This is a genomic window from Novosphingobium decolorationis, assembly GCF_018417475.1.
GTDB lineage: Bacteria > Pseudomonadota > Alphaproteobacteria > Sphingomonadales > Sphingomonadaceae > Novosphingobium > Novosphingobium decolorationis.
Genome location: NZ_CP054856.1, coordinates 1,829,445 through 1,844,175, shown reverse-complemented (window position 1 = coordinate 1,844,175; position 14,731 = coordinate 1,829,445). Strand labels below are relative to the sequence as shown.

The 14,731-nt window shown below is 64.9% G+C and carries 14 protein-coding genes; 9 read left to right on the top strand and 5 right to left on the bottom strand.

Annotation, left to right across the window (positions count from 1 at the left end):
- Window positions 1-28 precede the first annotated feature (28 nt).
- The 4 genes from fcl to otsB form a co-directional block, all read right to left on the bottom strand.
- Window positions 29-982: a GDP-L-fucose synthase gene (gene fcl, locus HT578_RS08415; RefSeq protein WP_213503636.1), complete on the bottom strand. Its 954-nt coding sequence runs from the start codon at window positions 980-982 to the stop codon at window positions 29-31.
- Window positions 983-1,477: 495 nt separating this feature from the next.
- Entirely contained in the window at window positions 1,478-2,902 is a 1,425-nt protein-coding gene (otsA, locus tag HT578_RS08410; protein ID WP_213503635.1) for an alpha,alpha-trehalose-phosphate synthase (UDP-forming), read from the bottom strand.
- A 40-nt stretch (window positions 2,903-2,942) separates the two neighbouring features.
- On the bottom strand, window positions 2,943-4,859 hold the full coding sequence (locus HT578_RS08405) for a glycoside hydrolase family 15 protein (protein WP_213503634.1): 1,917 nt from the start codon (window positions 4,857-4,859) through the stop codon (window positions 2,943-2,945).
- Between the two features lie 7 nt (window positions 4,860-4,866).
- A complete protein-coding gene (gene otsB / locus HT578_RS08400) occupies window positions 4,867-5,676 on the bottom strand; it encodes a trehalose-phosphatase (protein WP_213503633.1) in 810 nt (269 codons plus the stop codon).
- 215 nt (window positions 5,677-5,891) lie between these two features.
- On the opposite strand from otsB, the gene HT578_RS08395 reads away from it, so the two are divergent.
- The 9 genes from HT578_RS08395 to HT578_RS08355 all read left to right on the top strand — a co-directional run bounded on the left by HT578_RS08395 (window position 5,892) and on the right by HT578_RS08355 (window position 13,568).
- A complete protein-coding gene (locus tag HT578_RS08395) occupies window positions 5,892-7,196 on the top strand; it encodes a mechanosensitive ion channel family protein (RefSeq protein WP_213503632.1) in 1,305 nt (434 codons plus the stop codon).
- 125 nt (window positions 7,197-7,321) lie between these two features.
- Window positions 7,322-8,377: a mannose-1-phosphate guanylyltransferase gene (locus HT578_RS08390; protein ID WP_213503631.1), complete on the top strand. Its 1,056-nt coding sequence runs from the start codon at window positions 7,322-7,324 to the stop codon at window positions 8,375-8,377.
- A 9-nt stretch (window positions 8,378-8,386) separates the two neighbouring features.
- Window positions 8,387-9,196 carry a class I mannose-6-phosphate isomerase gene (locus HT578_RS08385; RefSeq protein WP_213503630.1) on the top strand — a complete coding sequence of 270 codons (810 nt, stop codon included), beginning with the start codon at window positions 8,387-8,389 and terminating at the stop codon, window positions 9,194-9,196.
- 74 nt (window positions 9,197-9,270) lie between these two features.
- Window positions 9,271-10,023 carry an HAD-IIB family hydrolase gene (locus HT578_RS08380; RefSeq protein WP_213503629.1) on the top strand — a complete coding sequence of 251 codons (753 nt, stop codon included), beginning with the start codon at window positions 9,271-9,273 and terminating at the stop codon, window positions 10,021-10,023.
- Between the two features lie 47 nt (window positions 10,024-10,070).
- A complete protein-coding gene (locus HT578_RS08375; RefSeq protein WP_213503628.1) occupies window positions 10,071-10,628 on the top strand; it encodes a hypothetical protein in 558 nt (185 codons plus the stop codon).
- Window positions 10,629-10,726: 98 nt separating this feature from the next.
- Complete coding sequence (locus HT578_RS08370; protein ID WP_213503627.1) at window positions 10,727-11,185, top strand: Dps family protein; 459 nt, start codon at window positions 10,727-10,729, stop codon at window positions 11,183-11,185.
- Between the two features lie 150 nt (window positions 11,186-11,335).
- The gene (locus tag HT578_RS08365) at window positions 11,336-11,953 is read left to right on the top strand and encodes a 6-phosphogluconolactonase (RefSeq protein WP_039390927.1); all 618 of its coding nucleotides are present in this window, start codon (window positions 11,336-11,338) and stop codon (window positions 11,951-11,953) included.
- Window positions 11,941-12,435 (top strand): NUDIX domain-containing protein, encoded by a 495-nt coding sequence (locus HT578_RS08360; protein ID WP_213503626.1) that lies wholly within the window; start codon window positions 11,941-11,943, stop codon window positions 12,433-12,435. Before HT578_RS08365 ends, HT578_RS08360 begins: the two co-directional genes overlap by 13 nt.
- A gap of 65 nt (window positions 12,436-12,500) precedes the next feature.
- Window positions 12,501-13,568 carry an NAD-dependent epimerase/dehydratase family protein gene (locus HT578_RS08355; protein ID WP_239026562.1) on the top strand — a complete coding sequence of 356 codons (1,068 nt, stop codon included), beginning with the start codon at window positions 12,501-12,503 and terminating at the stop codon, window positions 13,566-13,568.
- Here HT578_RS08355 and dinB read toward each other — a convergent pair.
- A complete protein-coding gene (gene dinB, locus HT578_RS08350) occupies window positions 13,554-14,675 on the bottom strand; it encodes a DNA polymerase IV (protein ID WP_213504205.1) in 1,122 nt (373 codons plus the stop codon). The genes HT578_RS08355 and dinB overlap by 15 nt on opposite strands.
- Window positions 14,676-14,731 lie beyond the last annotated feature (56 nt).

The following is a 14,731-nucleotide window of genomic DNA, read 5'->3' as shown; positions in this document are numbered from 1 at the left end:
GCCTGTCCAGCGGTTCGTTCGCGTTCGGTCAGCCGATCGCTTTGGCTGGGGCACAAATATTGTCGAGATACCATCGGTACGTCGATGCGATCCCCTGCTCGAGCGGGATCGTCGGCGACCAGCCCATGGCGCGCAGCTTGTCGGCGCTCATCAGCTTGCGGGGTGTGCCGTCGGGCTTCGAGGTGTCCTTGACGATCTCGCCCGTGAAGCCGACGGCCCGGCATACGGTCTCGGCCAGTTCCGCAATCGTCACATCCTCGCCCGAGCCCACGTTGACGTGCTCGTGCCCCGAATACGAGCGAAGCAAAAGGGTGCACGCATCGGCGAGATCGTCGACGTGGAGAAACTCGCGCCGTGGTGTGCCGGAACCCCAAATTTCGATCGAGCTGGCGCCTGCGGCCTTGGCCTCGTGCGCCTTGCGCATCAGCGCGGGCATCACATGGCTGCTATTGAGGTCGAAATTGTCGCCCGGGCCGTAAAGATTGGTCGGCATGGCGCTGATGTAGTCAAGGCCATATTCCTTGCGGTAGGCCTGGCACAACTTGATGCCGGCGATCTTGGCGATCGCGTACCATTCGTTGGTCGGCTCGAGTGGACCGGTCAGGAGTGATTCCTCCTCGATCGGCTGGGGCGCGAATTTCGGATAGATGCAGGACGATCCCAAGAACAGCAACTTCTCGACGTCGTTCTGCCGCGAAGCCTCGATCACGTTCGTCTCGATCATCAAGTTGTCGTACAGGAACTGCCCTGGAAACGTGTCGTTGGCGAGAATGCCTCCCACCTTGGCCGCAGCGACGACGACGACGTCGGGCTTGTTCGCGGCGACCCACGCCCGTACCGCAGACTGTTCGCGCAAGTCTATCCGTGTCTCCGGGAAGACGACATCGCAGCCTTCCGCTCGCAGGCGGCGGGTCATGGCCGAGCCGACCATCCCCTTGTGTCCCGCGACATATACCTTTTTGCCGGAGAGTTCGTAAGACATTTCAATTCAACCCCTGTGCGAAGCGAGGGCTCGAAAGGATTGAGCAACGGAACGCCGCGACAAAGATGTCGAGCGGCGGTTCCGCGGGCTCAAGTCCGCTTCAAGTGGTTTCGGGCAATAATCGCCCGCCCCTCTACCGACTGTACCTTGTGCCTGGGAAATTTACAGATGCGCCAAGTTAATGCAAGCGAGATGTTGCATGTGCGAAGGCGAATAAATTACTTCTATTCCTGGATTTTAAATCGATTTTCGTTAACGCCGGTCCATGTGTGGCAGGTCGAACCGCCTTGCGCGAAGTCCCTGCACAAGACGATCGCACCCGGCCAACTCGCAATTTCGGTGCCTTGGGGCACGCGTGATCGGGCGCGAGCTCAACCTTAATTTCGTGGTCTTTGCCAGTGCGATGCGTGGAAGCGTTCGCGCGCACCGTTCAACCGATCGTACCGTGCGCCTCGCCGGGCAGTCGCGCCCTGGCCGGACCTTCGTGGGACTGGGTCAAGCCGACAGGCCAGCCTTTGCGTCCTGGGCCGAACCCTGGGCGAGCGCGCCTGCGAAAAGCACCTTCACGAACTCCTGGCGCCAGTGGATCACGTCGTTGTCGCGCACGGACTGCAGGAGCTTTTCGTGTCGGGACCTGCGCTCGGCGAGCGGCATCGTCAAGGCACGCTTGATCGTCTCGCTGACATGTTCGATCGAGTGGGGGTTGACGAGGAGGGCATCGTCCATCTGCAAGGCTGCACCCGCGAACTGCGAAAGGATGAGCACGCCGGGATCGTCTTCCTTCTGCGCGGCGACATATTCCTTCGCGACGAGGTTCATGCCGTCGCGCAAGGGGGTCACGAGGCCGACTTCGGCGGCACGATAGAAACCGGCGAGCTGTCGGCGCGGATAACCACGGTTGACGTAGCGGATCGGCACGAAGGCGACGTCGGCGTGGGCGCCGTTGATATGGCCGGTCTTGCGCTCGAGATCCTCGCGGATCTGCTGGTAGCTGGCGACGTCCCCGCGCGAAGGCGGCGCGATCTGGAGCAGGACGACCTGCGAGGCCTGGTCCGGATTGTCGGCGAGGAAGCGGCTGAAACTCTCAAAGCGCTCACCCAGGCCCTTGGAATAGTCGAGCCGGTCGACACCGATGAGCATCTTTCGTCCGCGCACGCTGGCCTTGAGCTTGTCGTGCGCCTCGTCGGCTTCCGCGCTTTGGGCGCCCTCGCGGAATTCGGCGTAGTCGATCCCGATCGGAAACGCGCGCGCAACGATGCGGCGGCCCTGGTACTCGATGCAGCCGTCCGTGCCGATGTCGAGTCCCATTTCCTTCTCAAGGTAATGCAGGAAGCTGCCCAGCCACTCTTCGGTCTGGAAGCCGATTACGTCGTAGGCCAGCATCGATTCCACGAGGCGCTCGTGGAAGGGCAGCGAGACCAGCAGGCGTGTCGGCGGCCAGGGGGTGTGCAGGAAGAGGCCCATGCGGTTCTTCACGCCCTGCGTGCGCAGCATCGATCCAAGCGGGAGCAGGTGGTAGTCGTGGACCCAGACGAGGTCGTCCTGGTCGATCAGGGGGCGTACCGAATCCGCGAAGCGGCGGTTCACGCGCTCATAGCCCTCGCCGAAGTTGCGGTCGTATTCGGTGAGATCGATGCGGTAGTGAAACAGCGGCCAGAGCGTGCGGTTGGCGTAGCCGTTGTAGTATTCCTCGATGTCCTGGGGCTCGAGGTCGATGGTGGCGGTCGTCACCCCATCGTTGCGCTGCATGTCGAGGTGGCCGGTGAATTCTTCCGTCTCCTGCCCCGACCAGCCGAACCAGATCCCGCGGTTCTCGCGCAGGGCCGAGTTGAGCGCGACGGCCAGACCCCCTTGCGCACCCGCAGCGCCAGCAGCCTTGGGCACCGAAACGCGGTTGGAGATCACGATCAGTCGGCTCATCTCAATTCCCCTGTAAGGCGCTTGAAAACGCCTGAAAATCTTACCGCCAGTCGCGCCAGGAGCGCGACAGTTGCCCGGCGCAGTTGATTATCCCGACAAGCGAATAGGTCTGCGGAAAGTTCCCCCACAGCTCGCTCGTCTCGAAGTCCATGTCTTCCGAAAGGAGGCCCGATTTCGTCCGGTGCGCGAGCATCGCCTCGAACAGACGGCGGGCCTCTTCGTCCTGGCCGGAGCGGTGCAAGGCCTCGATCAGCCAGAACGTGCAGATGTTGAAGGCGGTTTCGGGCAAGCCGAAGTCGTCCTCGTTGGCATAGCGCAGCATATGCTCCCCGCGGCGCAGCGTCTTTTGCACGGCGGCGAGTGTTGCCTGGAAGCGCGGGTCGCTCGCTTCCACGAAGCGCAGTTCAACCATCTGCAGCAGGCTGGCGTCGAGCTGGTCGCCGCCGAAGCTGGCCGCATAATGCCCGCCAGCGCCACCGTCGTCAAAATCGGGCCCTTCGATCCTGTGCCAGGCTTCCTTCTCGATGGTCGCGCGGATGATGTCCGCGCGTTCGCGCCAGTAGGTCTGGCGGTCGGAGAGCCCGAGGTATTCGGCCGCATTGGCGAGGCGGTCGCAGGCGGCCCAGTTCATCACGCTGGAATAGGTGTGGACGGCCGTGCGCGTGCGCAGTTCCCAAAGGCCCGCATCGGGCTGGTCGTGGGTCTTCCACGCCATCTCGCCGACTTTCTCGAGGCTCTCGAAATCGTCGTGATTGGCCATGCGGATGAGGCGCATGTCGGAGAACGCCTGGATCGCGGGCAGGACGATCTGGCCATAGCAATCGTTCTGGACCTGATAGTAGGCCGCATTGCCCACGCGCACCGGGCCCATGCCGCGATAGCCCACAAGGTCGTCGGCCACCCACTCGATGATCTCCTTGGCGCCGCTGACCGCGTAGAGCGGCTGGATGAAGCCGCCCTCGGCATCGTCGATGATGTTGCGCAGGTACCCGAGGTACTTTTCCAGCACGTCGAGCGCGCCCAGATGGTTGAGCGCCTGGACGGTGTAGTAGGCGTCGCGGATCCAGCAGTAGCGGTAGTCCCAGTTGCGCTGCGAATGGGGCGCCTCGGGGATCGAGGTGGTGAGTGCGGCGACGATCGCGCCAGTCTCTTCGTGCTGGCACAGCTTGAGCGTGATCGCGGCGCGGATCACCGCCTCCTGCCAGTCGAGCGGGGTGGCAAGGCTGCGCACCCAGTTGCCCCAGTAGGCGTCGGTAAGTTGGTGCATCATCTCCAGTTCGTGCTCGACGTTGCCGTTGAAAGGCTCGTCGGGGCCGAGGAAGAAGTGCATCGGGCTTTCCAGCCGGAAGTAGCGTTCGTCGAGGATGTAGCCGACCGGCGCATCGGTGGTGAGGCGCAGCGCGTTCCTCTCGACCAGGTAGCGGATGTGGTTGGAGCCGCGGGTGATCGGGGCCAGCTGCGCGCCGTAACCGCTCATCGGTGTCAGTACGCAGCGAATGCGCGGGCTGCCCTTCACCGGGCGCACGATGCGGGCGTAGGCGACCGGGCGGTACATGCGCCCCGAACGCTCGAAGCGGGGGCAGAAGTCGATCACCTCGACCGCGCTGCCGTTGGCGTCCTCCAGCCGCGAAATGAGGATCGGGGTGTTGCGCACGTAACGCTGCGTGACCGAGACTTGGTTTTCCAGCTCGAAACGCCAGGTGCCTGCGTCCTGTCCCTCCTCGCCGCGCATCAGCGCGCAGAAGGCCGGGTCGCCGTCGACGCGGGGCACACAGCCCCAGACCAGCGCAGCGCTCTCGTCGATAAGGCCGTTCACCTGGCAATTGCCGATCGGCCAGAGTTCGAGCGAGCTTTGCCGGGCGGATGCTTCGGGGGCTGCGTTCTCGCCCTTGGGCGAGCGTACGGGCGGTTCAGCGGTCTGGGTCGTGTCGGGCGTGGTCGATCCGGTCACAGTCATGCCTGTTTCAAATTCCCTCGGATTGATCGTGTGTGCGAAGCGCGGCGGCCAGCCAGTCGTGGACGGCGGCAACGTCGGGCAAGCGCCGATGGGCGGCGGTGGGGCGCATCGGCCCGACGAGAACACCATGTCCGCCCAGTCCCTCAAGGACGCGAAAGGCATCCTCGTCGGTGACATCGTCGCCCAGGAACAGGGGGTGGGTGCCGGCAAATTCGGGCCGCGCCATGAAGGCGGTCAGTGCCGAGCCCTTGTCGGAGCCGGGCATGACCAGTTCCACCACCTGCTTGCCGTGCTTGAGCTTGAGACCTTCCTCGCGCGCCAGTGCCTCGGCCCGGGTGAGCAGGCTCTCCAGTGCGTGGGGGTGGCGGCGGTAATGGACGGCCACGCTGTAGGGTTTGGGTTCGACCAGCATGTCGCCGTTGGCTTTGGAGAAGCTGTCGAGTTCCTCGACCACGCGGCCCGGAAGCGGGTCCGCGAGCGGGGCGACCGTGTCGGCCCCGGCAGGCCGGAATTCGCCGCCGTGGGACCCTGCGATGGCAACTTCAAGCGGGCCGAGCAGGTTTTCGAGCGCGGCAATCGAGCGTCCACTGACGAGCGCCAGCCGCCCCTTGAGCGCATGGGCGAGCGAGGCAATGACTTCGGGCAGGGTGTCGGGCACGATGACATCGTCGGGATGGTCGGCGATTTCCACGAGGGTGCCGTCGAAGTCGAGGAAGAGTGCCGTCTGCGGGGCTATGCGCAGCGGGGCGGGCGGCGGGAGATCTGTCGGGCCAGAGCCCTGTTCCGCCAGCGAAAGACTGTCGCGTGGATCGGTCATTGTGTTCAGTCTTGCACCATCGAATGGGATTAGGCCAGCCCTAAGGTCGGCAAAGAAGCGCGGTTGGGCGCGATCCACCTGTACGGTCCCTGCGCGGGTGCCGGACGGAGCGTGATCGCGGCGTGCGTTATGCAGAACAATCGGGGCAGGGCAGGGTTCCGGGCGTTGACCGCGCAGGGGCACTTGAAATAGGCGGCGCGCTACAGGAGAGCGGCATGTCAGTAGTGGATCGATGGGGGATTGCCGTGGCGGAGCTGGGCGTTTTTGACGAAGCCTGGGTCGAGGCGCTGCTGGCGTTGATCGGGCTATTCCTGATCGCGGGCGCGGCTAACTGGTTGACCAAGCGCCTGACGGTGCACCCGGTCGAGCGGCTGATTGCGCGCACGCCTCTGCGCAACGAGGCGGGGGACGTGAAGGCGCTCGTGCGCCATCTTTCGAACGTCGTGCCCGCCGTGATCGTGTTGCAGGGCATCGCGATGATCGACCACCTGCCCGGCGAACTGGTGACCGTGGTGCAGGCCATCGCCCGGGCCTTCATCGTGCTGACACTTGCGCGGGCGCTGGGTGACCTGCTCGAACTGGGCAACGATGCCTACGAGTTGAAGCCCGAGGCGGCCAGCCGTCCGATCAAGGGCTATATCCAGATTGGCAAGATCGGGGTGTTTGCGGCCGCGGCGCTGCTCATCGTTGCCATCCTGATCGGACAGTCCCCGGTCATCCTGCTCTCGGGGCTCGGTGCGGCAGCGGCTGTCCTCATGCTGGTGTTTCGCGACACGATCCTCTCGCTCGTCGCCTCGGTGCAGCTGCGCTCGAACGACATGGTGCGGGTGGGCGACTGGATCGAGATGCCCCAGCTCAACGCCGATGGCGATGTCATCGACATCGCGCTGCATACGATCAAGGTGCAGAACTTCGACAAGACGGTGACATCGGTTCCGACCGCCAAGCTCATCACCGAGTCCTTCCGCAACTGGCGCCACATGCGCGAGTGGGGCGGTCGGCGGATCAAGCGTGCGTTGCTACTCGACCAGACGACGGCGAGCTTCCTGTCGCCCGCGCAGTGGGAGGCCCTGCGCGAGTTTACCATCCTGCGCCCCTACATGGCGGCCAAGGACGAGGAATTGCGCATCTGGAACGCGCAGCATGCCCCCGACGAAGCCGCCGAGGGTGAGGCGGCGGTGAACCGGCGCCTGCCGACCAACCTCGGAACGTTCCGGGCCTATGTCGAGGCCTATCTCAACGCCCATCCCAAGGTTGCCGAGCGCGGTACCTTGCTGGTTCGTCAGCTCGATCCCACCGAAAAAGGGCTCCCGCTCGAAATCTATTGCTTCACGACAACCACCGCGTGGGAGGAGTATGAAGCAATTCAGGGTGATATCTTCGATCACTTGATCGCCATTCTGCCCCGTTTCGGCTTGCGCTTGTTCCAGTACCCCGGCGGCGCGGACCTGGCCGCGGCGCTTGGCGGACGCGAACCTCGGGCGTCCTTTGCGGGCGCAGATTTCCTCAGTCAACGGTGACTAGGCGCCTTCAAATCAGCACGTTCGCCGCATTTCCCCAGCTGGCGTTGCATTGCAGCATAAATGCAGTATCTACGACATAGAACTAGTTAAGTCCTTTTTTCTTTGCAGGTGCGGAAGTGGTAATGGCGCAAATAGTACCGGTGATCCTTTCAGGTGGTAGCGGTACGCGGTTGTGGCCGCGCAGTCGGGCTTCCAAGCCCAAACCCTTTCTTCCGTTGGTCGGTTCCCAGACCCTGTTCGAGCAGGCTGTGGCCCGCTGCCCCGCAGACCTTGGGTTCGCGGCCCCTGTTGTCGTGACAGGCGCCCTGCATCTGGAACACGTCGAGGCCCAGCTCGGCGAGGATCCCGCCGCGCGCATCATCGTTGAGCCTTCCGCCCGCAACACCGCCGCGGCAATCGCGCTGGCGGCCTACAGTCTCGAGGAAGACCAGGTCATGCTGGTGTGCCCGAGCGACCATCACATCGGCCTGCCTGAAATGTTCGCCAAAGCCGCGCAGGACGCCGCGTCGCTGGCAGAGGATGGCTGGCTCGTCTCCTTCGGGATCGAAGCCACCGCGCCCGAGACGGGCTTTGGCTATCTCAAGCGGGGCGAGGCGATCGCTTCGGCACAGGGCGCCCAGGGCTTTCGCACGGCGCAGTTCGTCGAGAAGCCCGACCTGGCGCGGGCCAAGACGTTTCTGGCGGATGGTGGATATTGCTGGAATGGCGGAATTTTTGCGTTTCGGGTAAAGGACTTTCGCAAGGAGCTGGAAGAGCATCGGCCCCAGATTGCCGTGGCTGTGCGCGCTGCTGTCGAAAAGGGCCGCGCCGAAGGGCGCAGGTTCCACCCCGATGCGGAAACCTTCGCGTCGGCGGAGAGCGATTCGGTCGATTACGCGGTCATGGAGAACACCCGGCATGCGGCCATGGTCCCCGTTGCCATGGAGTGGTCGGACATCGGCAACTGGCACGCCCTACTCGATGCCCTGGAGCGCGACGAGGCGGGCAACGCCCATTCCACTTCGGGTGATGTCGAACTCGTGGATTGCCAGAATGTCCTCGTCGACAGCGACGGGCCGCGCGTGTCGGTGATCGGGCTGGAGAACGTGGTGGTCGTTGTCGATGGCAACGATGTCATGGTGACCAGTCTCGATGGCGCCCAGAAAGTGGGCAAGCTTTCCGGCGCCAAGAACCAGTAAAGGGCTCGTATGCGCGCTTCGCTTCCCTTGCGTCAGGTCGAGAAGCCGTGGGGGCGGGACGTCCTGCCCGCACCGTTTGCTGCGCCCGAGGGGACGCGCATCGGCGAGATCTGGTTCGAGCCGCCCGAAGCGCTGCCTGACCTTCTGGTCAAGTACATCTTCGCCAGCGAGAACCTCTCGGTCCAGGTCCATCCCAGCGATGCCCAGACGCTCGCCAAGGGAATTGGCCGGCAGGGCAAGGAGGAATGCTGGCTGATTGTCGACGCCGAGCCGGGGGCGCGTCTTGGCATTGGCTTTGACGAGCCGCTCGATGCCGATGCGATGCGAGCTTCCGCGCGCGACGGATCGATCGAGCACCGGATGACCTGGCACGAGGTGGCGCCAGGCGATTTCTTCTACATCCCGGCCAACACCGTCCACGCCATCGGCGCGGGCGTGAGCCTGATCGAGGTGCAGCAGAACAGCGACATCACCTATCGCCTCTACGATTATGGCCGCCCGCGCGAACTTCATCTCGAGGACGGCATGGGCGTGGCCGAAGGCGGCGTCTACGATCTGGCGCGGTGGGCCTGCAAGGTCGCGCCGGGGGCGTCGCAGACCCTGGTCGAGGGACCGCTGTTTCGCCTTGATCAGATCGCGGGATCGCCGGCTGCAGAGGTAGCGGCGCACTATCCGGGGGCACTCCTGGTGATCCCGCGCGAGGGCGAAGTCGGCGTCAACGGCGAGGGCGTGGCACCCGGCGGGTGCGCCCTGGCGCCGAGCCTGGCGACCATTGAATTCGATCCGGCAGGCGTCTGCCTGCTCGCCCGCGCCAGCTGAGGCACGCACCGCTCTGGATGGGCGTCGCGCGGGGCGACCACATGAACATGAAAATGGAAGGCTAGAGGCTGGGAATGAAGGAAATTGTTGCGTTCGATCTCGATGGTACGCTGGCGCTGAGCAAGCAGCCTCTGACCGACGAGATGGCCGAACTTCTCGCTGGCCTGCTGGAGGTCGCGCAAGTGGCCGTGATCTCGGGCGGGGACTGGCCGCAGTTCCAGAAGCAGGTCGCCTCGCGCATGCCTGCGCATGCGGACCTTTCGCGCCTGTGGATGATGCCGACCAGCGGCGCGAAGCTTTTCGTGCACCGCGATGGCGCCTGGACGCCGGTCTATGCCGAACTCTTCACCGAGGCGCAGAAGGCCGAGATCCTGGAGGCCTTCGACGCCGCGCTTGAAGCCACCGGCTTCGTGCCCGAGCAGACCTGGGGCGAGCGGATCGAGGACCGTGGCAGCCAGATCACCTTCTCGGCGCTCGGCCAGCAGGCCCCGCTCGAGGCCAAGGAAGTGTGGGACCCGGACTTTGCCAAGCGCAAGGTGATCCAGGCGGACCTGGTGAAGCGTCTCCCTGGCGTGTCGGTGAACCTGGGCGGGGCGACCTCGGTCGACATCACCCAGCCGGGTGTCGACAAGGCCTGGGGCCTTAAGCGCCTCGCCGAGCATTCGGGCGTGGCCGAGGACAAGATGCTCTTCATCGGCGATGCGATCTTCCCGGGCGGCAACGACTATCCGGCCAAGGCCATGGGCCTCGACACCGTGTGCGTGCGCGATCCGGCGGACACCATCAATGTGGTGACCGCGATCATCGCTTGCCAGAAGTCCGCCTGAGCTTGCCGGAGCAGGGCAGGTGAGCGCGCGCGCGGGAGCCGAATGACGTGCCCGCCTTCTACCTGACCCTGCTGGCCGTCCTGCTGTCGGGCATCGGCGCGCGCGATCAGGGCGTGGTCGCCACGCTGTCATTACGGCAGCAGCGGCGACCGGCGATCCTGGTCATGGCGCTGGCGACCTCGCTGGCCTGCGCGGGGCTCGCGGCCTTTGCCGCGCACACACTGCTGGAAAGCCTGCCACCGCCCGCGCGGATGATCTTCGCAGCGATAGCGCTGGGCCTCGCAGGCGCGGAGTCGCTTCTTCTCGGGCCTGTGCGCGCCTGGAAGGAGCCGACCCATTCGTTGGGCGCACTGGGGCTGGTGCTGCTGGCGCACCAGATCGGCGATGCGGCGCGTTTCGTGATCTTCGGTCTTGGCGTGGGCATGGCCGCTCCGGTGGTGTCGGGGCTTGCCGGATTCCTGGGAGGTGCGGTCCTCCTCGGTTTTGCCTGGGCGTTTCCGCAGGAGGCATCGCGACCGCGCTGGCGCCTCGTGCGGCGAGGTGCGGGCGGGGCGCTGCTGCTGGCCGCGCTCTATCTGCTTATTGTGCAAATGCGTATTCTGTAATCGCCAATTCCGATTGAACAAACCCTTATAATCTGAGTTTCCTATCATATATCGAAGCTGCCGGACGTTGGCAGCATGACAGTTAGGAGGGTTTTTCAATGGCGAACAACGACAATGCACACGGTGCGCTGATCGACAGCCTGAACGGGCTTCTCGCGGACACGTTTGCGCTCTACATCAAGACCAAGAACTTCCACTGGCACGTGAAGGGCCCGCAGTTCCGCGACCTGCACCTGCTGTTCGACGAGCAGGCTGGCCAGGTCCAGGCCCTTATCGATGATATCGCCGAGCGCGTGCGCAAGCAGGGCGGCACCACGCTGACGAGCCCGGATTCGATCGTCGCCAAGACCAAGATCGCCCCGCAGGACGCCACCTCGATCGACGCCATGGCGATGGTCAAGGAACTGATGGAAGACAACCTTTCCTACGTCGCGCGTCTGCGCGAGGTGAAGGCGGCGGCCGGCGAAGCGGGCGATAACGCCACCGATGGCATCGTTGATGACTGGACCGATCAGGCCGAGGAACGCGCCTGGTTCCTGCGCGAGATCCTCGCCTGAACCTGACAACACCGCGCAGGCTGCCCTAGGCGCCTCGCAGTGATGTCACAGGGCCCGGAAAGCACGTGGTGTTTTCCGGGCCCTGCGCGTTCTGTGTCCCGGGCACACATTGGTCTTGCAGCACGAACGTCAGGTGATAGACCCTCGTCCATGTCGCAGATCGAAATCATCGCCGGCGCCGAGAACGGCGCGATTGCCGCCTTCGTAGCGGAACGTCTCCACGCCGCGCTGGCCGTTTCGGCCGAGGTTGCGATCACGGTTCCGGGGGGGTCGACGCCGTTCCCGATCTTCGAGATCCTGGCCCAGTCGGACTTGCCTTGGCCCCGCATCAGCGTCTGGCCGGGCGATGATCGCATCGTGGCCGAGGACCATGCCGCCAGCAACGTGGGCAAGATCCGCGCGCTGCTCGAACCTGTCGGCGCGAAGATCGTGCCGCTGACCGAGACCGCGCGTCCGCCGCATTTCGCGCTTGCCTGGCTGGGCATGGGCGGCGACGGCCATATCGCCTCGCTCTTTCCCAACACCGACCCGCAGGTCGACGATCCTTCGCCGGTGCGCCGACTGACCCCCGATCCGCTGCCGCCCGAAGCGCCGTTCGACCGGGTGAGCCTGACCATTCCCTCGCTCGTGGCTTCGGACGAGGTGATGTTCGTGATCCGCGGCGCGGACAAGCGCCTTGTCTTCGATGCCGCCCGTGCGGGCGAGAACGATCTGCCCGTGGCGCGCTTCCTCTCGGCGTTCCCGCGCCGGGTGACATGCTTCTGCTGACATCGCTGGCACAGGCGCTGCCCGCGCCGCTTCACCGTTTGGGACTGCGCGGGGCGCATGCGGTGCGTCGCCTGATCTGGAAAGTGCGACGCCCGGTTGTCGAGGGCGTGCGGGTGCTTGCCTTTGATCCGACCGGTGCGGTCCTGCTGGTTCGGCACAGCTATGGCTCGGATGCGTGGATGCCGCCGGGTGGGGGCGTGACGCCGAGGGAAGACGTGCTGGAAGCTGCCCGCCGCGAGCTGCACGAAGAGACGGCGTGCCACCTGGAGGCGGCGCGCCATCACGTCGTCACGCAGGAGAACCTGCACGGCGCGACCAACCGGGTGCACATCGTTCTGGGCACCACTACCGACCATCCGGTCCCGGACGCGCGCGAGATCGTGGAGGCGCGCTTTTTTGCCCTGGACCGGCTTCCCGAGGCCATGCCCCGGGGACTGGCCACGCGGATACGTTCCTGGGCGCAGGAGGATGAGCGCGGGTAAAAAAGTAGTAAGCGTGTATTCTGGATGCAGTCTCCCCATGTGGAAGGGTAAGGATACTCTCGTGCATGGGACCCGACATGCGCGTGGCTCTGGGGGTGAATATGCGTTTCCTGATTACCGGCACGGCAGGCTTTATCGGCTACCATCTGGCGCAGCGGCTGCTGGGCGAGGGGCACGTCGTCACCGGCTTCGACGCCATGACCGACTACTACGACGTCACGCTCAAGGAGCGGCGCACCGCGCTTCTGGAGCGAGCTGAGAATTTCCGGTTCATCAAGGGGCGGCTGGAGGACTTCGCCGCGGTCGAGGCGGCCTTTGCCGAGGCCGCACCCGATGTGGTCATCCACCTCGCCGCACAGGCGGGCGTACGCTATTCGATCGAGGCGCCCGAAACCTATATTGACAGCAATCTCAAGGGTTCGTGGTCGATCCTGGAGATGTGTCGCCGCCAGCGCCCGCAGCACCTCATGCTGGCTTCGACCTCGTCGGTCTATGGGGCCAACGAGGCGATCCCCTTTCGCGAAGCGGACAAGGCGGACGAACCGGTCAGCCTCTATGCGGCGACCAAGAAGGGCATGGAGGCGATGGCGCACAGCTATGCCCACCTCTACGGGATCCCGACGACGGCGTTTCGCTTCTTCACGGTCTACGGACCCTGGGGGCGGCCGGACATGGCGCTCTTCAAGTTCGTGCGCGCGATGCTGCAGGATACGCCCATCGACGTCTACGGTCAGGGCAAGATGGCCCGCGACTTCACCTATATCGATGATCTGGTGGAGGGCATCACACGCCTTTCCGAGGTGCCGCCCGTCGCCGGACATCCGGTGGAGAGGCCGGGCCTTGTCGATACGCTCTCACCCATCGGGCCCTACCGGGTGGTCAACGTGGGGGGTGGCCAGCCGATCGCGCTCATGGACTTCATCTCGACCATCGAGCGCTGTCTCGGGCGCGAGGCCAGGCTCAACATGATGGACATGCAGCCCGGAGACGTGCCGCAGACGTATGCCGATCCCGCCTTGCTGGACGCGCTGACGGGCTATGTGCCGCAGACCGACCTGGCGAAGGGCGTCGCCGCCTTTACCCAGTGGTACCTGGAGGAATATGCGCCGCAGGGCGTGTCACAGAAGGGATAGCTGCCCGTCTTTCTCGGCTTTGGCTTTCACCGTCTTCTCGTCCTGTTCCAGCGCGGAGAGGGTGAGGCCCATCAGCCGGATCGGCTGGGGCAGGGGCAGGAGTTCGGCCAGCAGCGCATGGCCGAGTGTGGCGAATTCGGCCTTGTCGGCGACCCAGTGGTGGACCGAACGGGCGCGGGTCAGCGTCGTGAAATCGGCATAGCGCAGCTTCAATGTCACCGTGCGCCCACGTGTCTGGGCGCGCTCGATCCGCTCCCACACAGTCTCGATGATGGCGTCCAGCGTTTCGCGCAGAGCCACTGCGTTCTCGATGTTCTCGGCAAAGGTGCGCTCCCCTCCTACCGATTTGCGCGGTCGGTCGGCGCGCACCTGGCGCAGGTCCACGCCGCGCGCGGCCCGGAAGAGGTATTCGGCAAAGCTGCCGAAATGCGCGCGCAGGAAGGCAAGGTCCTTGGCGGCAAGGTCCGCGCCCGTCTCGATGCCGAGCCTCGCCATCTTCTCCGCGCCGCGCGGGCCGACCCCGTGGAAACGCCTCACCGGCAGCGAGGCGACGAAAGCCGCGCCCTGTCCGGGGCGGATCACGCACAGGCCATCGGGCTTGTTCTGGTCGCTGGCGAGTTTGGCGAGGAACTTGTTGTAGGAGACCCCGGCGCTGGCGGTGAGCCCGGTGTCGGCCTTGATCCGGGCGCGGATCTGCTCGGCGATGCGCGTGGCCGAGCCCAGTCCCTTGCGGTCCTCGGTGACGTCGAGATAGGCCTCGTCGAGCGAGAGCGGCTCGACGTGGGGGGTGTAGTCGAGGAAGATCGCGCGGATCTGCTGGCTGACCGCGCGGTAGACATCGAAGCGGGCCTTGCGGAAGATGAGGTCCGGGCACAGGCGCAGCGCGCGCGAGGAGGGCATGGCCGAGCGCACCCCGAAGGTGCGCGCCTCGTAACTGGCCGCGGCCACCACGCCGCGACCCGACGAACCACCCACGGCCACCGGTTTCCCGCGGATCTCGGGATCGTCGCGCTGCTCGACGCTGGCGAAGAAGGCATCCATGTCGACATGGATGATCTTGCGCAGGCCGTCGGCCTCGTCCTCGTCGTGCTCGCCTGGCGAAACCATCCGCCACATATAGGCATGTCCTTGTGAAATGTAGCGGGTCGGATGCGAATCTGCTG

Excerpts from the sequence above, each read along its gene's own strand:
- fcl (WP_213503636.1), bottom strand. The coding sequence starts at position 982 with ATGTCTTACGAACTCTCCGGCAAAAAGGTATATGTCGCGGGACACAAG.
- otsA (WP_213503635.1), bottom strand. The coding sequence starts at position 2,902 with ATGAGCCGACTGATCGTGATCTCCAACCGCGTTTCGGTGCCCAAGGCT.
- HT578_RS08405 (WP_213503634.1), bottom strand. The coding sequence starts at position 4,859 with ATGACTGTGACCGGATCGACCACGCCCGACACGACCCAGACCGCTGAA.
- otsB (WP_213503633.1), bottom strand. The coding sequence starts at position 5,676 with ATGACCGATCCACGCGACAGTCTTTCGCTGGCGGAACAGGGCTCTGGC.
- HT578_RS08395 (WP_213503632.1), top strand. The coding sequence starts at position 5,892 with ATGTCAGTAGTGGATCGATGGGGGATTGCCGTGGCGGAGCTGGGCGTT.
- HT578_RS08390 (WP_213503631.1), top strand. The coding sequence starts at position 7,322 with ATGGCGCAAATAGTACCGGTGATCCTTTCAGGTGGTAGCGGTACGCGG.
- HT578_RS08385 (WP_213503630.1), top strand. The coding sequence starts at position 8,387 with ATGCGCGCTTCGCTTCCCTTGCGTCAGGTCGAGAAGCCGTGGGGGCGG.
- HT578_RS08380 (WP_213503629.1), top strand. The coding sequence starts at position 9,271 with ATGAAGGAAATTGTTGCGTTCGATCTCGATGGTACGCTGGCGCTGAGC.
- HT578_RS08370 (WP_213503627.1), top strand. The coding sequence starts at position 10,727 with ATGGCGAACAACGACAATGCACACGGTGCGCTGATCGACAGCCTGAAC.
- HT578_RS08365 (WP_039390927.1), top strand. The coding sequence starts at position 11,336 with ATGTCGCAGATCGAAATCATCGCCGGCGCCGAGAACGGCGCGATTGCC.
- HT578_RS08360 (WP_213503626.1), top strand. The coding sequence starts at position 11,941 with ATGCTTCTGCTGACATCGCTGGCACAGGCGCTGCCCGCGCCGCTTCAC.
- HT578_RS08355 (WP_239026562.1), top strand. The coding sequence starts at position 12,501 with ATGGGACCCGACATGCGCGTGGCTCTGGGGGTGAATATGCGTTTCCTG.
- dinB (WP_213504205.1), bottom strand. The coding sequence starts at position 14,675 with ATGGTTTCGCCAGGCGAGCACGACGAGGACGAGGCCGACGGCCTGCGC.